Origin of the sequence: Thermogutta terrifontis (genome assembly GCF_002277955.1) — a bacterium.
GTDB classification, from domain to species: domain Bacteria; phylum Planctomycetota; class Planctomycetia; order Pirellulales; family Thermoguttaceae; genus Thermogutta; species Thermogutta terrifontis.
In genome coordinates this window covers 3,941,103-3,964,264 of record NZ_CP018477.1, presented here as the reverse complement: position 1 = coordinate 3,964,264, position 23,162 = coordinate 3,941,103, and the positions used below count along the sequence as shown (strand labels likewise).

Below are 23,162 nucleotides of genomic sequence, written 5' to 3'. Positions count from 1 at the left end.
CGAACTGGCTTCCGTTATTGGCCGTCGCTTGAAAGAAAGGCCGCCGAAGGAGTATTCCACTGGTATTTTACTGATACTCAAACTGAAAGAGCAAATTGATAAGATCGGCACGGGCCTGGAAGTTGGAAGGCGAATCAACAGCCCGATGGAGAGGAAGTCATCGTTGCCTGAGTTTGCTCCGCGAAGAGCTTGGCGAGGCTGGATTTCAATGGCTCCAGGGCCAGATGACCGCCCTTTTCCGCACCTTCAGGAGGTGGGTATTTGCCCACCAGGCATTTCGCCCCCAGTTGACGCGCTTTCACCTGCTGATGATCCGAGAGGTACCGACCGATGGGGACCAACATGACAAACGGAATATCGTGGCTTTTAAGGCGTGCTTTGAGTTCCTGAAAGAATTCCAGCCCTCTCATGTCCGGCAATTGGTACGCACCCAGGATGGCATTGTATCCGCCTTCGCTCTCGGCCATTACGGCCATTTGCAGCCCGGCTTTGCCTGTGGTCGCCGTCTCCACCACGCAGCCCCAGCGTGGGAGATGCTCATGCGCGTCCTGAAGGACTGACTCGTCGCCATCGACCACCAGGACCCGCTTGTTTGCAAACAGGGGGGAAGATTCCGTTGGGGGAAGCTGGCGCCCGATGGAATGGACAATATCCTTCAATTCCAGGGCTATCTTGCCGATCTCCCGTAACGACTGCCGCAAGCCTTCCGCTTCGGGATCCAAGGAAGCCTCGGTAGCAACGATCTTACTGACCAGTTCATTGACTGGAATGGCCAACGCCCGATGCAGTTTTTCAATGACTCCCAGCGTCGCTTCGGTCTGCTCAACCTCGATGAGTTCGAGCATGTTGAGAGCTGTAACCAGATCCCGACAAAAAATTTCCAGGAAGAGCCGGTCATCGTGGGTAAACGCCCGGGGCACCGGACTTTCGATATTGACCGTTCCGATTACGACGGGCTCCAAATTCGAGGAATAACGTATCAATGGAACGGTGAGAGAGCTCCGCGAATTTGCTGTGCCCTGCAGATACAGACTGTCGTTTCGGGTATCTTCGCAGAGATAACTCACTCCCGTTTTTGCCACGTACCCGGTGATCCCCTGCCCCTCAAACGCTGGAGTAAGCTCCCGGGCAGCGGCCTCCGGACTCATACCTTCCGAAATAAAAGGCACGAGTTTGTTGGTCTGAAAATCGATCAGTCGTATTTCGAAGACGTTGAACTGGAGGACACCCTCCAGATAGGCAAGGACACGATTTTTCAGTAACTGTTTGCGCTCCTCGGCCGTCAGCTTGATCAGTTCTCCGGGAGCAATATCCACCAATCGCCGACCAGCTTCATGAATCGCTCGTAATCGTTCCAGGGGACGGTAATTGGAAGTAATCTCCTTGAGGACGACGAGGATCTGCTTTCTCCCCTCACCTTCCTCTTTCATGCGAACCGCATACAGATCAAAAACCCGCGTATCGGCCGTCCGCAGAATTGTGCGGGCTGGTCGTCCCTGATCCCGCGCAATCGTGAGGGGGAAATAGTCCGGCTTGAGCAGAGTCACATCGCGGAAGATGTCCCGGTAAAAACGTTTGCCCGTTAGACTATCATCATTGGGGGCGAATTGCCGGGCTGCTTTGTTGGCCCATTCGATACGGAACTTTTCGTCCACGACAAAGATCGCGTCAGGCAGGTGCTCAACAATCGCTGGGGCCCAGGGGAAAGATTCGGCGCTCATGTTGTCCGGCGGATTCAGGACAGACGACGTTTCCAGCATCGGATGCGCGCGCTGTTCGAGTAGGGATTGCATCGTCGCGACCTTGTCGTGGTTGCAACTATTATGGGAATTTCACACCCGTGGTAAAGTGGCACCCTTGTCGCATCGCCTGCCTTGCTGGGTTATTCTACGATACATCAATAGGGCAGTCAACAACTGTGGCGCAGGCAGGAAAAACTCTTGCGCGACGTCTGGGCTGCCCTTGTTTTGCTCCGTGACCGGTCTTTACATCGAGACCGTAATCGCAACCTTCGACTTTCCAATTACTTACGAAATGATTTGCAAACTCGGGCGGGCAACCCTGTGAGCGTGGTAATTGTCACCGATTGTTCGTTAGGCCACAACTCTCCTAATGCAAGCGCAATTGTGGCATAGAGGACCAAAAACTGTGGCAATGTTCTCCGAGTTCCGGTCCCTAAAGTTCTCCGCCGGTTAACTCCTCCGCACAGTCGCTTTAAGTTGACTTCGCCGCGGAAGGTTGCACTTCCTTCCGTCGTGCGACGAAAAACAATATCGAGTACCCCACCACGGATCGTTAAATGTTTGCTTAATGAGCCAGCCATGAGCCGTGCATTCTTTCTCGCCGTCGGCCTGTTTGTCATGTTCCTGGGGGTACAGACCCTGGGTGTCCAGCGATTCGTGCTGAAAGCCCACGACCCTCCGGCCGCCCGGGCCAGTGGATCAGGAGCGGCGGCCGCCGGTCCCAACAAGGTTCTCGAACCACCTCCCTGGGCGCCGTGGAGTCTGATGGCCACCGGTGCTGTTGTGTCGCTCTATGCGGTAACACTCCCCATCAATCGGAAATGAACTGCCTACTCGGGCGTCCTCAGAACGGTTGGCCCGAGCAACGCTTCTGTGCTTTTAAAGGTCCCAAATGGTCGGGCGTATACCTTCCAACCGGGAACGCCACTTGCCTGGAAAAGCCTTTAACGTCATTTAACGGCCCCCATTGAAACCACCTGCCATGCGAATTCATCGGTCGTGCATCGAACTCTCCACTTCCGGCCACGGGCAGATGGTCGATCTCACAGCCCGAATCACAGAAGAAAGTAAACGATCCGGCATCCAGCGGGGACTGATCCATCTGTTTGCAGTCGGAAGTACGGTAGCGCTGGGGACGATTGAGTTTGAACCAGGGCTCCTCAAAGACCTGCCCACGTTGATGGACGAGCTGGCGCCGCCCGACCGCAGATACCACCATGACGCTACCTGGCACGACGGCAACGGGCACTCTCATCTTCAGGCCACACTGTTGGGTGCATCTTTGACTCTCCCCCTGGAGGGTGGTCAGCCAATTCTTGGGACATGGCAACAGGTCTTCCTTATGGAGTGTGATATCAGGCCACGCCAGCGAAGGGTCGTCGTCACGATTTTTGGCGAGTAAATCTTTCAAGCCAGATCATTACAAAATAGACCAAAAAGATAATGAATGAGGATTGACTCAAATCGCGATCAGACTGTTTTCCGCGCTCGACCGGTGGCGTACAATATGACAGCGGTGCATGCACGCCAGAACGTTCCAGAGGGGCCGGGTCGGCAACAATGCTTGTGCTTTCACGCAAATGCAATGAACAGATCGTGATTGGCGACGACATTATCATCACAGTGGTGGCCATCAAGGGTGGAACTGTGCGCTTAGGGATAGAAGCGCCGCCTCATGTCTCGGTTCATCGCGAAGAAGTACTTCGGGCCATCCGCCAGGCGATGGAGAATCGCAACCCAATGGGTGAAAACAGCCAGGCGCCCACGAGTGATGGCGGATGATGGCCACGTGGCCTGGCCAACGTCTCGTGCATTTCTCTCCACGTCGCCCTACATTCTGCTTTTTTGTTCAAGTCGGCGCGGGCTCCCGGCTCATGCCCCTTTGGGTAGTCCTCAACTAGTTGGATTATTGACGCCCCGCTACAATTTTGGGAACATCTGTGGAATGGAGTCCTCAGAAACCAGCGGCAAGCCGAGTACAATCTTGATAAGTTACGCATTGCGAGATTTGTCAAAGGGAGTCATTGATGGCGAAAGCTGTTTTGGAAACGTCTATCCCCGGGCTCAAGAAGCGGAAAGGAAAAGTTCGCGACATTTACGATCTGGGCGACCATCTTTTGCTCGTCAGTACAGATCGAATCTCCGCATTCGATTGGGTTCTCCCCACGCCGATCCCTTCGAAAGGACAGGTTCTCAATCAACTGTCGGCGTTCTGGTTCAAGTTGTTGGGTGAGCCCAACCATCTCGTTACGATCAATTTGGATGAGATGCCACTTCCCGAATACACCGACCGTGAAATGCTGGTAGGTCGGACCTGTTACGTGCGAAAAACGAAAGTCATTCCCATTGAGTGCGTCGTCAGGGGATATATATCCGGTTCCGCCTGGAAGGAGTATCAGCAACGCGGGACAGTGTGCGGTATTCAACTTCCGCCCGGCTTGAAGGAAAGTGACGAGCTTCCCGAGCCGATCTTTACCCCAGCCACGAAGGCCGAGACGGGTCATGATGAAAACATCACCTTTGAGCAGATGATCGAGATCGTAGGCGAGCAGATCGCAGTTGAGCTGCGGGAAAGAAGCCTTCGTATCTATAAGCGAGGAGCCGCGTACGCTAAGGAACGGGGGATCATCATCGCGGATACCAAATTTGAGTTCGGACAGGAAAACGGGCAGATTTTGCTCATAGACGAGGTCTTTACCCCGGACAGCTCGAGATTCTGGCCGGCGGACTCGTATACCCCAGGGCGAGGTCAGCCCTCGTTCGATAAGCAATTCGTGCGCGATTGGCTGGAAAGTACTGGATGGGACAAGAACAGTCCGCCGCCGGAACTCCCCGATGACGTTGTCCAAAAAACACGGGAGAAGTATATAGAGGCGTTCGAGCGTTTGACCGGACAAAAATTCCCGTTTTCCTGATGGGTTCGGGTGATCGCACGCCGAGTGCCAATGAGCGCACCACGAGAAGGACTGAAGAAAGCCTATGCCGCTTTACGAGATTGAAACCGAGTATCACATCATCATCACCTGGGCGGACGACGAAGAATCGGCCAAGAATGTGGTGCGGGAAAACTATCCCCGCGAGGCGATTATTAGAATCGCAAAACGTCCCAGAAACAGTTGGGTCATCTCCAAGGCCGGGCTGGGGATTGTCGGCAAGACCGACCCGTGCCATATCGCTCGGGAATGCCTTGCCCGAGCGGCCGGTGACAAAATCCACGCAATCCGTCTTTATATGCAGGAGACCGGCGCCGACCTGGAACGAGCCAGGAAAGTGATCGAGTCGAACATGATCATGGGCTGGTAGTAGCGGGGAGCTGTGTGCGCTCCCTTGGGGCTAAACTTCGATTCCGATCGCGAACCTGCGTATTTTCCCTGCCTGTTTAGAGTGAGGCGTTGGCCTCGATTCTATCGCGCTGGACAGTTTGTCATTTCCGGAGTCCGAGATTGGAGTAACTCTGCCTCCGCCGAGATGAGTCTCCCGGTGTGCCGCGTTTGACTTAGAAAAACAGCGGCAGCAGGACGAATTCATCCTACCCCCGTCATCGGCAGGAAAATCCTCGGCGGTGTGTTATTCCTCGGTAGATCGATAAATTGTTCAATCTTTTCCTGACTTGCTTATGGCATGCGCGACCGCGGCCAAGCATCTCACCAGAACGGGCGACGGTTGAACCAATGTCGCCGAAAATGGAGGGCACAATTATCGCGAGATGGTAGATTACAACAGCCCCGGTCAGAAAATCGGCAAGGATAAGCCATCGTCTTGGGCTGTGTTGATGGACGGCTCAGCGTTGTTCCCGTCCAAACGCGGTAGAAGCACGTGACAAGCTACCTGCAACTCAGGAAGGCTTGAAGTCACGACTGTTCTTTTTCGAACGGGATGCTTTTCACAGGAAACAGGATGGCCCACAATTTAATTCCGTGACAGATCGCCAACTCACCGACCGGTTCTCGCTCCATGAACTCTTTTCGTAACCGGCAGGTATGAGGGCGTTGATCCGCTGGCTATCGGACGACAGGTAATGCGGAAATGAGATTCAACATTTTACCCCAGCACCTGCTACCGTTGATCGGCGTCGTGATGGTGGTCATCGGAGCCGCCGTGGGCCCGGCCGAAAACCATCCACGCCCGCAGTTGAACGCCAATGTTGCTCGCTCCTGGTCGGCAGTAGTCTTTGCAGAGCAATCGCCGCCGGGCACGGGAACGGCAGGTGGATTGTCGCAATCCCGGCCTTCCGCGGCACAACTTCGCCCCGAACTGGACAACCGATTAAAAACCGCGCTTCGCAGAAATTTTCAACAAAATGATCGGATCATTTCTCTGCAATCGCTTTTGGATCGCCACTCGCGACGAGAAGATCTTACACGTGCCGTCAAGGCTTACTGGACTGTTGTGAGGCTTGTCGTTGCCGTTGATCTGCTTTCTGAGTCGCTTTCGGAGCTTGAAACGTTCCCCTGTCCTCCAGAGCGCCGTCCATACTTCGAAGGCCTCAAGGGCGGCATCACTGGCCAACTCATCGATATGCGTGGACAACTGGCTGCGGCACAATTTGAACTGACCTCCTGGGCAGGCACAACGGACGCTAAGGGGCGTGCATTTCCAGATGACATCCCTCATACCGGAGGATACAACACGTATATCGAGTCGCTCTTCCACGGCCAGGCCCCGCTGGAAATCCGCAAAATAGACGAACTTCTTCCCCTTGTACGGCAGTCCATCTACCTTCACTTCATAGCTGCTCGAAGTGCCCGCGATGCATGGCTGGCCTACCGCGATGCAGCCAACGCGGGTGCGGTCAACATTGAACCGGCGATGGAAATGTGGCATCTGGCCATTAATGAAAACCTCCGGTGCCTTGAGGCCATTCAGCGCTACAACGAATTGATTCTCGAATACACCCTTGAGCTGCGAAGCTACGGTCAAGCGCCGAGCAACATCCTGCCCATGCTCCTCGAGGAGGGTAGCCGCCGTGTGGTGTCCAGTGCGGCTGGTGGAACTAGTCCAGCCAGCCGCGATAGCCGAAGCGAGGTCAACTTCGCGCAACAGGTCGGCGTTATTGCAAACAACTTACCGTTCGCACTCAAGAATCGCGGGCAGGTTGCCTCGCCGGTTTGCCTACAGGCCCCCACCTGCCGTCTAATCGCTCTTCGCGAGTCCGGCGACACCGGAACATCAGAGTTAACGAGCGGCTTTTTCAGCTCCATCACCGCCACGCGGCTTGAGGATTTCGTCAAGGAGCTGTCACGCTTGTGTGTTGCAGAGTCCGCCCAAACGCGAGCAGGCAAACTCCTGACGCTGCCCGAGTATTTGACGAGGAGCTCGGCCAGAGATGAAGATCGGGGCGTCCAGACGATTCAGTATTGGAACGTAATCGAAGCCCAGACGAGGCTTTACGTGCTCGTTAAACAGTCGGCGGTATTCTCGCAGCTTTTTCAGTTGGCTTTGCGAGAAGCCGGGCGTCCGGGAGGAGCGGAACTGGTGCTCCAGATTCATGCGGAGAGAAACGCAGCCGACGCAGCACTGCAGGACGCCCACGCCGACCTGTTGGACAAGCAGTTTGTCCTAAAAAAGAGCAACAGCTTGGCGACCGATACCGATTTGACGGTAGTTACACCGCCGTTTGGCGGCCCTTACGAAACGCGATGGAACGAGCTTGCCCCTTACGTCACCCCAGCCCGGCGTGTTAATTTGGGAAAACTCGCGTATCAATTGCCCGCCATCTACTCGGCGACAGCACAAACCGCATCGGCGCTTCTTTCTGCCGATCTTGCCCGGCAGCGCGACGCCGAGGCATATTTGCGGGGACAAACCCCGTTGACGACTCTTCTCGCGTCCGTCCGGCTCGAATTTGACCTCTGGCTACAATTCATTGAAGGAGTCAGCCGATACAACAGGGCTATTGCGGAGTACGCAGCGGGTTGTTTGCCGTCTGCGGCGTTGAACGACTACCTCAAGGCGATCGGTATTCAGTAGTCCCAGGGAAGCCGCCCGGATCGCGCTCCCGGTTGTTTCATCATCATGCGAATCGTTTCGAAAGTAACATGCCCACTCCGCTGATGTCACAACCAGCCGAGGGAACCGCAATACGTCCGACCTGCGAAACCAATCCCGCAATTCTGGCCGTGCGGATTGGACCGCTTGAAATCTCGCCACCCTTATTTCAGGCGCCCATGGCGGGCTATAGCAACTACGCCTTCCGGCAGCTTCTGCGACGACTGGGTGGCGTGGGGTTGCTATGCACCGAGATGGTCAGCGCCAGAGGCTTTCTCGAACTCGACCGCCGCTATGGTAAACTGCCAGAGCGGTTGTGGGGCGTGCGTGAAGAACCGCGTCCTGTTGCGGTTCAGATCTGGGACAACGATCCGGACAAATTGGCCCAGGTCGCCGAAAGGCTGGTAGAAGATTTCCACGTGAGCGCACTGGACATTAACTTCGGCTGTCCCGCGGAGCAGATTACCAAAGGTGTGGCCTGCGGCGCGTATCTTCTCAAAGACCCGGAACTTGTGGGCAAGATTGTATCCCGGGTAGTGCGCACAGTCTCGCCTGTCCCGGTGACCGCCAAAATGCGGCTGGGTTACACCGACCATCAACTTACGGCCTGCGAAGTGGCCCGGGTTGTTGAACAGGCGGGCGGCAGCGCCGTTTTCGTCCACGGACGAACAGCACAACAGAAGTACCGGGGGACTGCCAACTGGGAACGGATTGCGGAGGTGAAGGCGGCCGTCCAGCGGATTCCCGTCATTGGAAACGGCGATATACGTTCCGCGGTCGATGCCGTCAATAATCTGCAGCGCTATCGCTTGGACGGAGTCATGATCGGCCGGGCTGCTCTCTCCCGTCCATGGATATTCCGGGAGGCGTCAGCCCTGCTCGCCGGAAAAACACCTCCCCCGGAACCAACTCCGGAAGAACAATTCGATCTCATCCGCGAACAGTACGAGGTACTTATTGGCCAGTTTGGGATCCCGAAAGCCACTATTTTGATGAAGCAGTTTCTGTGTCGGTTTATCGCTTTTCGGCCGGGCTCCAAGCATCTTCGGGTGAATATACTCCATCTGAGTGAGCCGCACGAGATTCTGGAGGCGGTTCGCCGTTTTTTGCTTGCAACGAAGTCCCCGATAAACGTGTCCCATTCGTTTGCTTCGACTCGTCCCGATTGATCCGGAGCATTCAAAACAGGCTTCGTTAGCAGACCTAGCGTTTAACGCCGTTTCCTTTCGGCACCTGTTCCGGCCAGTTCAGCCCCGTATTTCGCCGAGCCAGCCCTCGCGTGCGGTGCCGCTGGGCGAAACCTGCCACACGTGGCCTGTCTGGACCTCGAGCGCAGTGAGCCACCCGCCACCGTAGCAATAGGTGTCGATGCAGACGAGATAGCCAAGATTCAGAATCTCCCCGTTCTTCTGAGCGGTATGTCCAGTGATGGCCACTTTCCCCGAGAAATGGGGGCCGGGAAGGTACTCCCGCAGCGAGCGCCAACGGAGTATGGTTCCATCCAGCATATTCAGGGGACGATGCTCATCGTAGTTGGCGTGGACGAAAAAGTGGTTTTCCGTCTCGTAGTAGGAAACACAATTTCTCAAAAAAGCGATGTGCTCCGACGGTATTTCTTCTACCTTGGCGCAAGCATAGGAGGCCAGGGTCGCGGCCCCACCGTAGATCAACCAGTCCTGAAACGCCTCCTTGGCACCATCGACAATGCTGAGCAGCATTTCATCGTGATTTCCCAGTACGGGGACCAGGGTGACATGCTGCTGAAGCCGAATCAAAAGATCAATGACGCCGCGACTATCAGGCCCCCGATCTATGTAGTCACCCAGACCGACGATGATGTCGGAACTTCCCGGACCGATCCAATCCAGGAGGCGCTCCAGCACGTGTTGATAACCGTGGATGTCTCCGATAGCAATGACGCGTTTCACTGAACAACCACAGGTGTACTCTTAAGAAGCCAGATATAACCAGTTTCCACTGACGTAAAGGTGTCGGTTTGGAAAGCGAGATCCCACGTGCGAGTCGCTCGGCGGGCCGGTTCACGCCGTCGCCTGCCCCTTGCCCTTTTTACGTGGGCCACTGCTGAACGGTTTCGCACCGCTTTCATCCTGTGACGGAGCCATGAGTCGCCAGGAAAATCTGCGTCAGATGAAAGAACACGGGAGCCGCAAAACAGAGCGAGTCGATTCGATCGAGAACTCCGGTGTGCCCCGCCACCAGAGTTCCGTAATCCTTCACGCCGCGATCTCTCTTAATGGCAGACATGGTGAGGCTTCCCGCAAATGCAGCGACGGAGATCGCCAGAGAGAGGGCTGCCGCAATCCACACTGAATCGAAGGGTGTCACCCACCAGAGCATGGCACCAACCAGCGTGACACTCGCCGTTCCCCCGAGAAGCCCCTCCCACGTCTTGGTTGGATTGATTTCCGGCACGATCACGTGACGACTGGGAAGCTGCGACCAGGCAAAGTGAAGTGCGTCGCTGAGCTGGGTCATGAATACCAGGAAGAACAACAACCTCAGGTTGTAGGCGTCGTTGCCAAAATCGATGCTCGTCAGGATAGCGGGGGCGTAGCTCAAACAATAAACACAGATGAGCAAACCCATCTGAATTTTGGCCGTTCTTTCGAGGAACCTTTTCGGGTCGCCGGAAAGCGCGATTCGGGTGTGGATGAAAAGCAAGGCATAAACCGGGATGATGATCGCAAAGAGTTCATAGCGGGCCAAACCCACCAGAACATACTGTGCTGGTGTGCAGAGGACAAACACCCAGAAAAGGGCCCGGTGATCACCCGGACGAGTCGGCGTCAACGTGATAAACTCACGGAGGCTCCAAAAAGAGATCATCCCGAACAGAACCACAGTCGCCGTCTTGCCCAGGATCATTGCCCCCGCTAATCCTGCAAACAGCAACCACCAGGCTCTCAGGCGACCGGAGAGACTGTCCACGATATCCGGATTGATTGCCTCGCTCCGCCGTTTACGCAAGACATGGACCACCACAGTGGCCACGATCAACAGGAGCAGAACCCCGCCCAGAAGACCCCATGTGATGACATCCATGGACAGCAACACCTCAGCGAGGCTGAAAAGAACACCCGCGCGAGTTCAATCCCTCCGCCTCTTCCCGGAAAACGTTATTTTTTCAGGACAATGATTTGTCTCCCAATGCGGCTGGCTACTTCTAATTTAATGCCTTTTTCAAGATTGCCTTTTTTCAGTGCCTTCTGCCAGTCATCCAGGTTGCTGATCGGCTGGTCCTCCATCTGCACAATAACCATTCCTGTCCTCAGGCCGCATTTCTCGCCCGGTTTGCCCGGATCCGCATGGACGACCACAACGCCTTCTGTGACACGAACCCCTGTGGCCTGGCCGATATCAGGGTCAAAATCCATCAGGATAAGCCCAAGGTCCCGATCATACATCCGTCGCCGATTCGCTTCAGGAGAATCTCCTGAAGCACGTTGTTTAAGGCGCTGGGCCAATTCCTGTTCCGAGGGAGATTCCTCCACAGTGACCTCGAGCTCGATCGGTGCGCCATCGCGAAGTACGCGAATCTTGTGTTTCTGGTCGATGGCCGCTCGTTCCACGAGTTCCTGAAGCGTCGGAACATCGGTCACGGGATAACCATCGAATTCCATCACAATATCGTTGCGTTTGAGTCCCGCTTTGTCTGCGGGGGCATCCGGAAGCACCTGCCGGATAACGACAGCGCTGGGTCCCGTGCCACTCCTCCCGCTGCTTCCAGTCTGAGCAGGCCGGGGTAGGAGAACTTCGTCGAGAGTTACGCCCAAGTACGCGCGGCGAACCCTCCCGTGAGCCAAAAGTTCCGAACTGACCCATTTCACCAAGTTGATTGGGATCGCAAATCCAACTCCCTGGTAACCACCACTCCGGGAAAAAATGGCGGTATTGATGCCCACCACTTCGCCATCCAGATTAACCAAGGGGCCGCCGGAGTTCCCGGGATTGATGGCGGCGTCGGTCTGGATGAACCGCACACGACCGATGGACCGCAGGCTTCGCCCTTTGGCACTCACGATCCCGGCGCTGACCGTCCCTTCCAGTTCAAAGGGGTTGCCCACCGCCAGGACCCATTCTCCGATATCGAGCCGATCTGAATCCCCCAATTGAGCAGCCGGAAGCGGCTCGGTCGTCTCAACTCGCAAGACAGCCAAATCGCTCAGCTCATCTGTTTTCTTGTCGATCACCGGCAACTCCCGCCCGTCGAACAGACGAACCGTAACAACGTCTCCACCTTCGATAACGTGCCGGTTTGTGACAATCACCCCCCGCGGATCGATAATCACGCCGGCGCCCAGCCCCATATCCGGATTCCGGGGGATGTCGAATTGAAAGCCGGGCTCGTCAGGGTTGGAATCGTTATCTCCCCAAGGCAACCCGGGAATTGGCCGTCGGGGCCGCGACTCCCGTGACGTTGCCGTGCGAATCGTCACCACGGTCGGCAGAACTTTCTTTGCCGCCAAACGAAAGGCAAGAGACAGTTTCCTGGCCTGCTGAATGGCCTCCGCTTCGTCGTCTTCAGCCCGCGTGATTGTCCCCCCAAGCGCCGCGCACAGCACGAGCACCACCAAAACCCGCACCCCAAGTGCGCTCCGGGACAACCGCTTGCCGCTGGCAACGCACTCACGTTTACTGTTTCGGCCATCGCTAATCATGATGAGAGCTCCTCAGCCTATGCTGATTTTTCGTTTGATCGTGGAGACCACCTCCATTGTGCAAGTTTACGACAAATTTCCAGGCAGAATCAACCGACCTTCGAGACAGCCTTTACCAAAGAAAGGGTGTTGCGGTGCCAAATTGGGGCTACTTCGGGCCCGCTACGAACAGTTGGAGTCCCCGCCGCGTCCTCCAAGCGACCGAGAATTGCGGCCGTGGCATGACTGAAAATGAGCCGGGCACGCAAGAAAAGCTCGCCAGGTTTGATGCCATATTGGGTAGTAGCCTGGGGCACATGGCAACCAGGCTCCGCCGTGTTCGCACGGCTGATACGCCCGGCAACCTGGTGGGTGTCCCAAGGGTTACGCCTGACATAAGGGCGAACGGGGGATGAAGGAACTTCCGTACGATTCCTTTGCAAGGGCTTATTAGGCTGAACCATTCCCATACTTTTATAAGAGCTATGAGATGTCGCCGGCGCAAAGTGTCATCGGGACAATTCATGAACTGCCCCTACAACGCTTTGCGCTTGTGGCATGTCACAGGCTGTTGCAAAGGCGGGGATGGCTCAGTGGGGGCGTCAGGCCGATTAATTTGTGCGTCAGTTTACCGGGCTGCGAGATTGACCAGTGGTTTCAGACGGCTTCCTTTCTGCACTTCCACCACCGCCAAGAGGTTATCGCATTGATCGACAACCGCCACCTTCTGGCCAGGGTCAAGCCGTGCCTCGCACCTGGGCCACTGGCCATGCAAAAGACTGCGGAGCGACCTGTCATCGAGTTGAACGTGCGGAAGATGTTGCGTCACCACACGCGGTGGGAGCAGATATTCCTGCCATCGCCGTTCATCCAGTGTCCTCGGGTCCACAGCATTTTCCAGCGTGAAGTGGCCGACGGCCAGGCGTGTCAACTCGGACATGACAGCCCGCGTGCCAAGGCTTTCGGCAAGATCACGGCCCAGCGACCGCACATATGTGCCCGAGCCGCAACGGATTTCCATCTCGAGTTCCGGATATTCATACCGGAGAATCTTCAGTTCGTGAACATTCACCGGACGAGGTGGGGGAAGTTGCGGCGTGCCTTGCCGGGCCCATTCGTAGCCACGCCGCCCTTGGATTTTCACGGCAGAATAGACCGGGGGCCGTTGCAGAATTGTCCCTGTAAACCTCGGCAAAATGGCTTCAATTTCCTGGAGGGCTGGCTGTACCGCGCCTTCGTGGATGGTGACCTCGCCTTCGACGTCGTCGGTCGGGCTGCTCCTACCGAGCAAGAAGGTGGCTCGGTATACCTTTGGTAGTTCCTGGATGAGCGAAATAAGCCGGGTGGCGCGTCCCACACAGACGACGAGCACGCCCGTCGCCAGGGGATCGAGGGTTCCTGCGTGACCAACGCGAAGTCCCCTCGCCCAGCGCTGGACCATATTAACGGCGTCGCGAGACGTGATCCCTTTCGGTTTATTGAGCGAAAGAATTCCGCCAATCTCTTGTGTGGTCATTGCGGTCGAATCGATCGTCATAATGAATATATTTGGTCACGCCAGGATTGCCGGTGTCAGACGTGGAGTCGCTAAGCCATTCTCTACTCCGGTATGAGACTTCCTGCAACTGTAAAGCGATGGATACAACCCTATCGTACACCCGGCCACATACATGAAAAGACTTGCCACCGACGTCCTGCGAACTCCGCGGGTTGCTGAGTCGTCCCCACTTCTGCTCTGTTGTCGGGATCGAACCCAAGCCTCACCGAGACCTTCCGCGGAAGTGTGAGTCAAGTCGGAGCGACCTGCGTATCAAGTGCATCTTGCGACCTTGGACAATCCAATTGGCGGACCGATCTTTGTCTGCCAAGTTCAATTCCCGTAAAGACATTGGGGGACTCATGAATTGCCCAACGAGGCGTCGAGCCGTTGCCGTTCTCTCAGATCCATGCAAAATGGGGTGTGGATCAGCCGTGGTTGAGATTGACTGCGTCGAATTTTTTCTGATAATGAGGCCAAAATCCGGACGGTACTAAACAGCGGGGATGCTCTGGGTGAAAGGAACATGCCATGGCCCGGCCGTTGAGCAAACTTGCCAAAGATTGGTGGGACTACACGACTTTGGACCCGGAATTGCTGCAGGATGCCGCCAAACTCACCGTACGCCAGATAGAAAAACTTGCCCGGCCAGGATTTAAGATCGTTATGTACGACACGTTGGAAGAGTTCTATCTGGCGGAAGCTCTCGAGTACATCAATGCCTGGCGGCAATCCACGGCAGATAACCCTTGTGGGATCTGCGGTCCGATAGGCCCCACGGAGCAACTGCCGCTGGTGGCCCGGCTGGTGAATGAGTTGGGACTGGATGTCCGCGAGGGCCACTTCTGGGGTATGGACGAATGGGTTGATGAGATGACTGGCCAGCCGGTGCCGATGGATCATCCGTTGAGCTTTGCTCGGGCGGATATGGAACTGTGTTTTAATCGCATCAACCCCAAATTGAGGATGCCGAAGGATCACATTCGTTTTCCAATCGGTGACCTCGATGCCTATTCGCGAAGTTTCGACGAGATCCGCTGCGTCGTCATGCAGGGTGGTCAGGGCGACATCAAGCACTGGGCGTTCAATGATCCGCCCAGGCGGCAGGGAAAATGGAAGGACGAGCCACCTCCCCCTGCCGAATACCGCAAACTCAAGACGCGGATCACCGACCTGCACCCGGCGACGATCATGCAGAATGCTCGCACTTCTGGCGGTGGACAGGTCCACCTTGTGCCCACGAAGGCCGCCACAGTGGGTCCCGTGGAGACCTGGAAGGCAGAGAAAGTTTCTATCTGGCATGCCGGAATGCACGACAATCCGTTTGGGATGCGACTGACGACACTCATGATTTCCAAGGGAATTGCCGATTCAGCGGTACCGATGTCGCTTCTGGCGGAGCATCCCAACGTGCAGTTCAACTTCTATCGCCCGGCCTTGTCCGAGGTGAAAACGGAAATGCATTAGCGAATCGGCGATCCATCCCACCATCCGGGTACATGGTTGGCTGGCAGCAACAGACTGAGAAGAATTGTCAGGTGAAATCATCAGGAAGAATATCCGCCCGTTTGAGTTGGTCAGCTCGGGCGGGATCCACCCGTTACCCGATGTTAGGACGCCAAAGCCATATTCGTTTCCGCCTATGGCCGCGATCTTCGGAGAGACTCATTCCTTGAGACTCATCCCATGGCTCGAGAATCGTCTGCGGCAACCTCTGCCGGGACCTATGATGGGGACCAAGTTCGCACCACGGCCGCCCCTGGGACGCGACTATTCAAGAATCCCGGCAGACGCTCGGCCTGCGGCGGTTCTTATCTTGCTGTACTGGCATCAGTCGCAGTGGTGGCTGCCGCTGACGTTGCGGAGACGCGATCTGCCCGATCATGGGGGCCAAATCAGTTTGCCGGGCGGCGCTCTGGAACCAGGGGAGACTTCCTGTCAGGCCGCCGTTCGTGAGTTTTGCGAAGAGCTGGGCGTTGAAAACTTTCAGCCCCGCATCCTTGGGCAACTGTCCACGATCTACATCGAACGTAGCGGCTTTCGGGTCGATCCCTGGGTGGCCGTCACCAATTCACGCCCTTCCATGTGCCCCTCTTCCAGCGAAGTCGAGGAACTTTTAGAGGTGCCCCTTGCGCATCTGCTTGACCCAGCTCATTTTGGGTCTCATCGACGAGAGTATCGCGGTCAGCCCTACGAAGCGCCGCATTTTTCCTTCGGCCCTCATCGAATTTGGGGTGCTACGTGTCTTATCCTGGGAGAATTTGTCACGCTCATCGAAGAGTTTCTCCAAATGGGCGACGAGTAAGAAGCCCGCACCGTTTCGCAAAGGGCGGATTCAGAAACGAGGTGCTTGTGAACGGGTGATTGTGTCACCCTGTGGTCAGCACCTTTTGAAACAATTCGCGGAGGACGTTTTCATCCACTTTGACTGGAGTGAGCGTGCAGGCTTCGGGGGTCGCCTCAAGAGCATGGCGAACCAGCCGATCCAGGTAGTTCCCGGGAGCACTGGGAGGAACGGTCAGTTTATCGGGCAACCCCACATCGCGAAACAGGTTCTCCAATGCATCGAGGAACATAGCCGCCTGTTGTTCAGGAGCCTCCGCCAGAATGTGGCACTGACGTCCCAGCTCAGCGAGGGGGCCCGGACAGGCCTGCTGCAAAAAGCGTAGCGCAACTGGCCCCGCGATGGCTACCGCCAGACCGTGGGGAATGTTGAAAACCGCTCCCAGCGCCTGGGCCAGAGCGTGTCCAATTGTCAGTCCGGTGGTATCGTAGGCTGTTCCGGACATGCAGGCCGCCAGCGCCAGATCTGCCCGGGCATTGATGTCTTGCGGTTCGGCAATTGCCTTCTTGAGACTTCGAAAAACCAGGCACGCGGTGTGTCCAGCCAGCACGGTGGAAAATGGGTTAGCCATCCGGCTTAAGCAGGCCTCGATCGCTTGAAGAAGTGCATCGGCTGCACATGCCGCTGTGACATTGGCCGGTTTGCCCAGAGTCAGTTCAGGATCCACGAGCGCGATCTTGGGGTGGAGGCCTTCTCCCACCAGCCCTGCCTTCAGCGGCGAATCAGGGAAGGAACCCTTTCCACGGAAAGTGAGAACGGAGATCGCTGTCACTTCACTTCCGGTTCCTGCGGTGGTGGGCACAGCAATCATCGGAACCGACTCGGTAATCCGGCGGTGACCCTCGTTCGCGTTGGCGAAATCCCAGGGTTCGCCCTCCATTTTGATCAGTGCGGCAATCGCTTTGGCGACGTCGAGCACACTTCCTCCGCCCAGACCAATGACCACCTCGCAGCGGTTTTTCTTGTAAAGCTCCACGCCTCGGGGGACTAGATCTGCCTCCGGCTCGGGTCCCACTTCAAAGAAGGAAAAAACGTGCATCCGGGCCTGGCGTAAAGACCTCTGAGCCCGCTGGTAGACGTCTTCCATTCCCTTCTGGTCCTTGTACCCCACCAGCAGGGCGTTCCAGCCAAATTCTTGGGCAAATTCTCCCAATTTGCGAATCATCCCGGGTCCAAACCGGACAAGCGTTGGCAAATGGAAGGTCCACGTTTTCAGCATGGGTATACTCCTGTAAAACCATCAGCTCGACACAATGGCCAAATCAGGTTGATGAGGGTCGGCAATTCCGGGGTTAGTCAAAGTAGCAGTCAAGTTTCATAACCCTATGAAGATGGAACGGCCACGTGCCCCCACGCGTAATCCCGCATTGCGAACAGGTTTTCATCGGGAGTTCCACGCGGGACTTCACAACCGGCGCCCACAATATACCGGGAGCCCGCCGCCTGGTGGCACTCGGCGAGCTTTTCCTGTACGAGCTCTGGCGTCCCGTTTCGCAGGACCTTGACCGGGTCGATATTTCCCAGCAAGACCTGGTCGGGACCCATGGCTTCCCGGCCGGTACGCATGGGCACAAGAAAGTCGAGGTCCACAATGTCGCATCCCAGCCGTCCCATTCCTTCCAGAATTTTGTTGGTATTTCCGCAGATATGGAGACGGACTTTGCATCCCATCTCGTGAATGGCGTCTACCATTTTTTTCTCGTATGGCCAGACGAACTCGTTATAAAACCGGGGGCCGATGAGGGAAGCTGCTGCATCGCCAATACCGATAATATCGACTCCTGCCTCAATTTGTGCTCGCGCAAAGGCGAGTTCCATTTCGAGGATAAAGTCGAACAGATCCCGCACAAAAACCGGATCGTCGTAGAAGTCGAGCATCAGCGTGTTGATACCGCGTAAATCGGCCGCTTCGGCACAGGGCCCCTCAATCCAGCCCTCAATAAGCAATTCACCACCCACTTTCTTGCGAAACAGTTCGGCCGCCCGAACCCGATCTTCCATTCTTCCACCGCCATAGGGATCGGGCACCTTGAGGTCCTTGAGCTTCGACTTATCGGCGAGAAGCGCTTTATCTTCCACAAGAGCGGGAGGTTGGTCTTCGAAGTACTGGACGATGGCTCCGCAATCGGCAGCTTCCCGAGCAGGGTCGGAAATGCACGAAACGTAGTCAAAGCCATACTTCTCGGCCGTGCGCAACTGGGCTTCGACAAGAATGCGATAATCTCGCACATACTGACCGTAGGGAACGCCAATCTGGTCCGCGGCAAACATCATCGTGATGGGCATGAGAGGCAAATGATCGACTTCCCGGCCCTCGATCATCGCCATAACGCGTTCATAGCCGTTCATCGACTCCACCTCCATCCGGATGAAAGTCTGCCAAAACTGACCGGCGCCCCAGAGGATCGCTGGCTCGACCTAATGTGCCCTACGGTAATCATTGACCGGCAGTTTATGATAATGCTGCTGCCATGCTTCAGCAACGGGCGTAGAGGCTGACCCATCCCGGGTTGTCGTAAAGATCCGTGAGACATCAAAGGCCGAATTCAGTGTAGGGGCCATTCATGAATTGCCTCTACCATTGCCGTGGTTCGGGTTAAGCCGGGCCCTCCGGTCCGTCACATGATTCGCACCGACCAGGACGCTCGATCGCTGCGGAACCCAAGCCTGTTGGAGGGACGCTTTCTGCGGCGTGCGTCGAACTCCTGTGGGTACTGCCTGACTAACCAGCCGACAGCCGCGACCACGTGCCTTGCATGGTCGCGTTACGCGAAGCTGCCTTTGATGGGGCGCGATCAGACGTCCACCGCTGGAGTGTTGACCATTTCCAATTGGATGATCTGATCGTCGAACGAGGGAGCAACACGGCACCCCGGTGGAACAATCAGAAACTCCTGCTCGTTCCACTGACCATCAACCAATGCCCGAATGAGCCTCAAATCCCCGTCCAGGACTTCAAATTGCCAGCCCCGCTCCTCTGCTTTGCGGCGTGCGATGTTCTCAAAAATGGCGTCACAGCCCGTATGAGTTCGAATATAAGCAATTTTACCGTAGTTTTTGGCAAGATTACCCAATTGCTGCAGGAGATACCGGGCGTTTTCCTCGCCATACTTGGCCACCCATTCCTCGTAGCTGTCCAGTACACCCATTTTGCGAACAATTGAATCGGGGCCATGCTGTGAGAGGTCCTCTCCCCGTTCGATCCATCCAGGCGTTTGGAAATAAACTCCAGGATTTGCGTGAAAATACTCCAGGTAGCGCTGATGACTGCCGAGAAAGAGGGTTATACAGTCGTGGGCGCGGGGGATGACGAGGGGAATATCGCGGGCTGTGAGTCCAATAATCCCATTGTTGCAAAGCCCATACCCCAAGCAAATAGCCTCGTAACGCGACGTGTCCACGCTCTGGACGGCTTCGGCGAGTCTCGCCGACATTCGCTGGGCGCCCACATCGTGAAGCCCCTTGGGCAAAAAGAGCAAGTCCACGGTGTTGGGAGACTGTGCCACGGCCAGGCAAAGTTCGCGGTAAAAGATTTCACAGGCAACAACGATAAGTCGCATGATTCAATTGGTCACATATTGCTCGGAATGTGAAAATAAACAGGAATATATTCGACTACTGAATGGGATATCGGCCTTTAGCAAGCGCTGTGTCAAACATTGCCATGATATTCTCAGGCGGGCAGTTAGCTTGAATATTATGGACCGATGCAAACACATACCCGCCGCCAGGGGCTAAGATGCGGATGTTTTCTTCCACCTCTCGGGCAACGTCCTCGGGCGTTCCGAATGGCAGCGTTCTTTGACAGTCACACGCGGCCCCCCAAAAAGTAAGTTTATCGCCGAATTCTGCCTTGAGGCGCGCGGGATCCATGCCTTTGGCCGTGGTCTGAATTGGGTTGAGGATGTCCACCCCCATTTCAATCAAGATCGGAATAAAGTCATAAATCGCACCGTCATTGTGCATGAACACTTTGTAGTTCGTGTTTTGGTGGATCCAATCGAGCCCCCTTTTATAGTATGGAAAAATGAGATCTTTGAATAATTTTGGAGATAGAAACGGGCGATCCTGCGTTCCGAGATCATCATTAAATTGAATAATCTGAATGTGGTCACCGACCGCCTGATGGAAGCGCCGCAAATTCTCGAGCCAGGCTTCGACAATGCGTTCGTACAATGCTCGGACGTAGTCCGGTTCGCTGACCAAGGTGATCATCCAGGCTGCGAAATCGCCAGTTCCGAGCCCAAAGAAAAGTTCAAAAGGAGGACCCATCGCTGCGATGATGGCGAAATCCGTGTTGCGGTACAATGCTTCCGCCTGGGCTCCAAGTTCGTCACACTCCTGCTGGGTAAGGAGGGGAATGTCCAGCGTTTCTGGATCCACATGGGCAGCGCCCGGATATTTATCAAGTCGATCAAAGTAGAAACCGTCCTTGGGCATTTTCGCGATAGGGCGCCCCTGCTGATCGTAGAGTGTGAGTGAACCATCGGGTTCCGTGACGGGATTAAACTCGCCCGGCACTTCGACCGGCGTGCCATCAAACAGTTGCCAGGGTTTCCAATTTTCGTTGGCGATTCCAAAGGCCACTCGGCGCCTGTGAAGCCCAATAACATCGGCACCAAAACGTTCCAGGATCGGTCGTTCGATTTCGGCAAGCATCTGGTAGACGTCATAGACACGGGTGGGAGTGATCAAACCCAAACGCTGTTTGAGGCGATGGTAGGCGGCGGCCGCAATCCCGGTTTGTCGTGTGGCCCCAAAGTCGATGGGCACCCGATCCGGCTCCTGGTGAGACACCGCACAGAGAACGCGTTCGCGTGAAGTCATTGTTCAAGTTGCAATCGGCAGGAAAGTTACTGAGACAACTGATGCAGTAAGTTTTCAGCCGGCGTTTGCCAAGAGATGACAAACCGCTTTGATAAACTCCGGCGTTGTTCCACAGCACCCTCCAATAAAACTCGCCCCTGCTTCGACCAGCTTGGGCACGTACTCCGCGAATTCCTGGGGGGTGATGCGGTACACGGTTCGACCATCCACGATTTCTGGTAGACCCGCATTGGGCTTGATCCAAATGGGGCGGTCCGTCGCGGTTTTCAATCGTCGGCAGATAGTGACATAATTCTCCGGACCCGCGCCACAGTTGGCACCAATGACCTCGGCACCGGCGGCCGAGAGTTGTTCGGCGGCCTGTTCGGGCGTGGTTCCCATCATGGTTCGGTCCCGATTTTTTCCCGAGTCGAAAGTCATGCAGGCCACGACGGGTAAACCGGTGGTTTTGGCCGCTTCTAGGGCCAGGAGAGCCTCGGCAGGATCGGACATGGTTTCAATGACCAAACCATCCGCTCCGGCCTCGGCCAGTGCCTGGGCTTGAACGAGGAACGCTGACCGCACTTCTTCGGGCGTCTTGGTGCCCATCATGAGCATCACACCCGTCGGTCCGATGGAGGCAAACACGCGTGCTTTGCCCGCTGCTGCCCGTTTTGAGATTTCAACACCTGCCCGATTGATCGTGACCGTTTTGTCGGCCAGGCCGTGGCGCTCCAGTGTGATGGGATTGGCGCCAAAGGTATTCGTGAGGATGATCTGGCTTCCTGCTTCCACATAGGCGCGGGCAACTGCCTCCACGTCGGCTGGATGGGAGAGATTCCATTCGTCGGGGCACGCACCCACCGGTAACCCGCGGGCTTGCAATTGAGTTCCCCATGCTCCATCCAAAATCACGGGGGCTTTTTGCAGCAGTTCCTGAATCACGACGTGCAACATCGAGCATCCTCTGTCTGTCAATAGCTTGGCTTCGGGAAGAACGTTGTCAGTTACAAAACCTCATCAAAAAATTGCCAAAGTTGCATCTGCACATCGCTTATTCCGCATAGAATCTTCGTACTGCCATGATTGCATCAAAGCCATCGGCCTGGAGCACTGCTTCCAGGCACCGCATGGCGGGATGGTCTTCCGGCAGCAGTTCGTATTTCCGTTTGACCGAGCCGATGATCATATCCAGACCAAGCGGCATGGCCTTGGTGAGAAAGGCCGACTCGAGGGCACTCTTCACCGGAGAACCATCCTTCCGCTTGGACGGAAGCATGACGGTGAAGTTGCTCAAGCCTACCGACATGTGCACACCGGCCAGGTCGGGATCCTCGTGAATGAGCTTCATCGCACCCAACAGCCGTTTCAGATTTCCTTCAGTATCACTGGCAATGGGTACGATACCGGGATCGATAATCAAATCGTCATTTCCAATTCCCGGGCAATACTTTCGCGCGAGATCCACAAGATATTTGGCTGCCTGGTAGGTTTGCTCCGCAGTGCGTGCGGGTTGCGGGCGGCCATCGAGCAAGACTTCGGTTGCCAAGAGAATGGGCTTGAATGGCCGGATTTCATAAAGGCGCCACATTTCCTCGCGGGAGACGGTGATTGAATTGAGGATCGGCTTGGCACCTTTCGCACGTTCGATCGAGTAGGCTTCCAATCCCGCCCGGGCGATTTGAGGATCAGGGGTGTCGATGGAAAGTGGCTTGTCGATGGCTTCCTGAATGCGGCGGACCACTTCAGCCATGAGCTCGGGGCTTCGGGAGCCGATGTTGACATCGATATAGGCGGCTCCACCCTCCGCCTGACTTCTTGCGAGCGCCACAATTCCGTCAAGATCTCCAGCGTCGAAAAGTGCCTTCGTCGAAGGCACAGAGTCGTTAATTGATTCCCCAATAATCGTAAGCCCTGGAATGGCCATGGGTCCCTCCTCGGTCAAGGGTCCGTGCTGGACGACAGCGAACAAGTGATGATTTTTTAGCACGTTTCGGGCGTTTTTGCCACCCGGCCAGGTGGGATCTGTACGTTTTTAACGCGGGCAATCGATAGAATAGGTATTCGCGGTGGAAGACAAGAGCAGG

20 protein-coding genes are annotated in these 23,162 nt (G+C 55.8%); 9 read left to right on the top strand and 11 right to left on the bottom strand.

The genetic code is table 11. The features are described 5' to 3' along the window. Positions 1–134: 134 nt before the first annotated feature. Entirely contained in the window at positions 135–1,721 is a 1,587-nt protein-coding gene (locus THTE_RS14715) for a hybrid sensor histidine kinase/response regulator (RefSeq protein ID WP_168175867.1), read from the bottom strand. Positions 1,722–2,321: 600 nt separating this feature from the next. Between THTE_RS14715 and THTE_RS14710 the strand changes: the two genes are divergently transcribed. The 7 genes from THTE_RS14710 to THTE_RS14680 all read left to right on the top strand — a co-directional run bounded on the left by THTE_RS14710 (position 2,322) and on the right by THTE_RS14680 (position 8,899). Then, complete coding sequence (locus tag THTE_RS14710; RefSeq protein ID WP_095416139.1) at positions 2,322–2,567, top strand: hypothetical protein; 246 nt, start codon at positions 2,322–2,324, stop codon at positions 2,565–2,567. Between the two features lie 157 nt (positions 2,568–2,724). Further along, the gene (locus THTE_RS14705) at positions 2,725–3,144 is read left to right on the top strand and encodes a secondary thiamine-phosphate synthase enzyme YjbQ (protein WP_095416138.1); all 420 of its coding nucleotides are present in this window, start codon (positions 2,725–2,727) and stop codon (positions 3,142–3,144) included. Between the two features lie 158 nt (positions 3,145–3,302). After that, positions 3,303–3,524, top strand: coding sequence for a carbon storage regulator CsrA (csrA, locus tag THTE_RS14700; protein ID WP_095416137.1), 222 nt, complete (start codon positions 3,303–3,305; stop codon positions 3,522–3,524). A gap of 245 nt (positions 3,525–3,769) precedes the next feature. Further along, positions 3,770–4,657: a phosphoribosylaminoimidazolesuccinocarboxamide synthase gene (locus THTE_RS14695; protein WP_095416136.1), complete on the top strand. Its 888-nt coding sequence runs from the start codon at positions 3,770–3,772 to the stop codon at positions 4,655–4,657. Between the two features lie 64 nt (positions 4,658–4,721). Further along, positions 4,722–5,045 (top strand): DUF6793 family protein, encoded by a 324-nt coding sequence (locus THTE_RS14690; protein WP_095416135.1) that lies wholly within the window; start codon positions 4,722–4,724, stop codon positions 5,043–5,045. A 723-nt stretch (positions 5,046–5,768) separates the two neighbouring features. Then, positions 5,769–7,712: a hypothetical protein gene (locus tag THTE_RS14685; RefSeq protein WP_095416134.1), complete on the top strand. Its 1,944-nt coding sequence runs from the start codon at positions 5,769–5,771 to the stop codon at positions 7,710–7,712. 68 nt (positions 7,713–7,780) lie between these two features. Beyond that, positions 7,781–8,899, top strand: a complete 1,119-nt coding sequence (locus THTE_RS14680; RefSeq protein WP_237260156.1) for a tRNA dihydrouridine synthase — start codon at positions 7,781–7,783, stop codon at positions 8,897–8,899. 78 nt (positions 8,900–8,977) lie between these two features. Here the strand turns inward: THTE_RS14680 and THTE_RS14675 are convergent, their stop codons facing one another. From THTE_RS14675 to truB, 4 genes are all read right to left on the bottom strand, one after another. Next, positions 8,978–9,658 carry a metallophosphoesterase family protein gene (locus THTE_RS14675; RefSeq protein ID WP_095416133.1) on the bottom strand — a complete coding sequence of 227 codons (681 nt, stop codon included), beginning with the start codon at positions 9,656–9,658 and terminating at the stop codon, positions 8,978–8,980. A 175-nt stretch (positions 9,659–9,833) separates the two neighbouring features. Further along, positions 9,834–10,793, bottom strand: coding sequence for a phosphatidate cytidylyltransferase (locus THTE_RS14670; RefSeq protein ID WP_095416132.1), 960 nt, complete (start codon positions 10,791–10,793; stop codon positions 9,834–9,836). 74 nt (positions 10,794–10,867) lie between these two features. Further along, the gene (locus tag THTE_RS14665; protein WP_095416131.1) at positions 10,868–12,409 is read right to left on the bottom strand and encodes a trypsin-like peptidase domain-containing protein; all 1,542 of its coding nucleotides are present in this window, start codon (positions 12,407–12,409) and stop codon (positions 10,868–10,870) included. Positions 12,410–13,016: 607 nt separating this feature from the next. Beyond that, entirely contained in the window at positions 13,017–13,904 is an 888-nt protein-coding gene (truB, locus tag THTE_RS14655) for a tRNA pseudouridine(55) synthase TruB (protein ID WP_168175866.1), read from the bottom strand. A gap of 552 nt (positions 13,905–14,456) precedes the next feature. Here truB and THTE_RS14650 point away from each other — a divergent pair. Together THTE_RS14650 and THTE_RS14645 are read left to right on the top strand one after the other, a co-directional pair. Next, entirely contained in the window at positions 14,457–15,392 is a 936-nt protein-coding gene (locus tag THTE_RS14650) for a sugar phosphate isomerase family (RefSeq protein ID WP_095416005.1), read from the top strand. Between the two features lie 205 nt (positions 15,393–15,597). Next, the gene (locus THTE_RS14645; RefSeq protein WP_157732131.1) at positions 15,598–16,230 is read left to right on the top strand and encodes an NUDIX hydrolase; all 633 of its coding nucleotides are present in this window, start codon (positions 15,598–15,600) and stop codon (positions 16,228–16,230) included. Positions 16,231–16,294: 64 nt separating this feature from the next. On the opposite strand, the gene THTE_RS14640 is transcribed toward THTE_RS14645, so the two are convergent. From THTE_RS14640 to THTE_RS14615, 6 genes are all read right to left on the bottom strand, one after another. Then, complete coding sequence (locus tag THTE_RS14640) at positions 16,295–17,488, bottom strand: iron-containing alcohol dehydrogenase family protein (protein ID WP_095416127.1); 1,194 nt, start codon at positions 17,486–17,488, stop codon at positions 16,295–16,297. Positions 17,489–17,592: 104 nt separating this feature from the next. Continuing rightward, positions 17,593–18,618, bottom strand: a complete 1,026-nt coding sequence (locus tag THTE_RS14635; RefSeq protein WP_157732130.1) for a uroporphyrinogen decarboxylase family protein — start codon at positions 18,616–18,618, stop codon at positions 17,593–17,595. 446 nt (positions 18,619–19,064) lie between these two features. Continuing rightward, positions 19,065–19,829 carry a DUF1638 domain-containing protein gene (locus THTE_RS14630; RefSeq protein WP_095416125.1) on the bottom strand — a complete coding sequence of 255 codons (765 nt, stop codon included), beginning with the start codon at positions 19,827–19,829 and terminating at the stop codon, positions 19,065–19,067. 55 nt (positions 19,830–19,884) lie between these two features. Beyond that, positions 19,885–21,096 carry a uroporphyrinogen decarboxylase family protein gene (locus THTE_RS14625; protein WP_095416124.1) on the bottom strand — a complete coding sequence of 404 codons (1,212 nt, stop codon included), beginning with the start codon at positions 21,094–21,096 and terminating at the stop codon, positions 19,885–19,887. 54 nt (positions 21,097–21,150) lie between these two features. Continuing rightward, positions 21,151–22,032, bottom strand: a complete 882-nt coding sequence (locus THTE_RS14620; protein WP_095416123.1) for a homocysteine S-methyltransferase family protein — start codon at positions 22,030–22,032, stop codon at positions 21,151–21,153. A gap of 97 nt (positions 22,033–22,129) precedes the next feature. Next, positions 22,130–23,002, bottom strand: coding sequence for a dihydropteroate synthase (locus THTE_RS14615; protein ID WP_095416122.1), 873 nt, complete (start codon positions 23,000–23,002; stop codon positions 22,130–22,132). Between the last annotated feature and the right edge of the window lie 160 nt (positions 23,003–23,162).

Coding starts and splice junctions, on each gene's coding strand:
- THTE_RS14715 (WP_168175867.1), bottom strand. CDS start 1,721: ATGAGCGCCGAATCTTTCCCCTGGGCCCCAGCGATTGTTGAGCACCTG.
- THTE_RS14710 (WP_095416139.1), top strand. CDS start 2,322: ATGAGCCGTGCATTCTTTCTCGCCGTCGGCCTGTTTGTCATGTTCCTG.
- THTE_RS14705 (WP_095416138.1), top strand. CDS start 2,725: ATGCGAATTCATCGGTCGTGCATCGAACTCTCCACTTCCGGCCACGGG.
- csrA (WP_095416137.1), top strand. CDS start 3,303: ATGCTTGTGCTTTCACGCAAATGCAATGAACAGATCGTGATTGGCGAC.
- THTE_RS14695 (WP_095416136.1), top strand. CDS start 3,770: ATGGCGAAAGCTGTTTTGGAAACGTCTATCCCCGGGCTCAAGAAGCGG.
- THTE_RS14690 (WP_095416135.1), top strand. CDS start 4,722: ATGCCGCTTTACGAGATTGAAACCGAGTATCACATCATCATCACCTGG.
- THTE_RS14685 (WP_095416134.1), top strand. CDS start 5,769: ATGAGATTCAACATTTTACCCCAGCACCTGCTACCGTTGATCGGCGTC.
- THTE_RS14680 (WP_237260156.1), top strand. CDS start 7,781: ATGCCCACTCCGCTGATGTCACAACCAGCCGAGGGAACCGCAATACGT.
- THTE_RS14670 (WP_095416132.1), bottom strand. CDS start 10,793: ATGGATGTCATCACATGGGGTCTTCTGGGCGGGGTTCTGCTCCTGTTG.
- THTE_RS14665 (WP_095416131.1), bottom strand. CDS start 12,409: ATGATTAGCGATGGCCGAAACAGTAAACGTGAGTGCGTTGCCAGCGGC.
- truB (WP_168175866.1), bottom strand. CDS start 13,904: ATGACCACACAAGAGATTGGCGGAATTCTTTCGCTCAATAAACCGAAA.
- THTE_RS14650 (WP_095416005.1), top strand. CDS start 14,457: ATGGCCCGGCCGTTGAGCAAACTTGCCAAAGATTGGTGGGACTACACG.
- THTE_RS14640 (WP_095416127.1), bottom strand. CDS start 17,488: ATGCTGAAAACGTGGACCTTCCATTTGCCAACGCTTGTCCGGTTTGGA.
- THTE_RS14635 (WP_157732130.1), bottom strand. CDS start 18,618: ATGAACGGCTATGAACGCGTTATGGCGATGATCGAGGGCCGGGAAGTC.
- THTE_RS14630 (WP_095416125.1), bottom strand. CDS start 19,829: ATGCGACTTATCGTTGTTGCCTGTGAAATCTTTTACCGCGAACTTTGC.
- THTE_RS14625 (WP_095416124.1), bottom strand. CDS start 21,096: ATGACTTCACGCGAACGCGTTCTCTGTGCGGTGTCTCACCAGGAGCCG.
- THTE_RS14620 (WP_095416123.1), bottom strand. CDS start 22,032: ATGTTGCACGTCGTGATTCAGGAACTGCTGCAAAAAGCCCCCGTGATT.
- THTE_RS14615 (WP_095416122.1), bottom strand. CDS start 23,002: ATGGCCATTCCAGGGCTTACGATTATTGGGGAATCAATTAACGACTCT.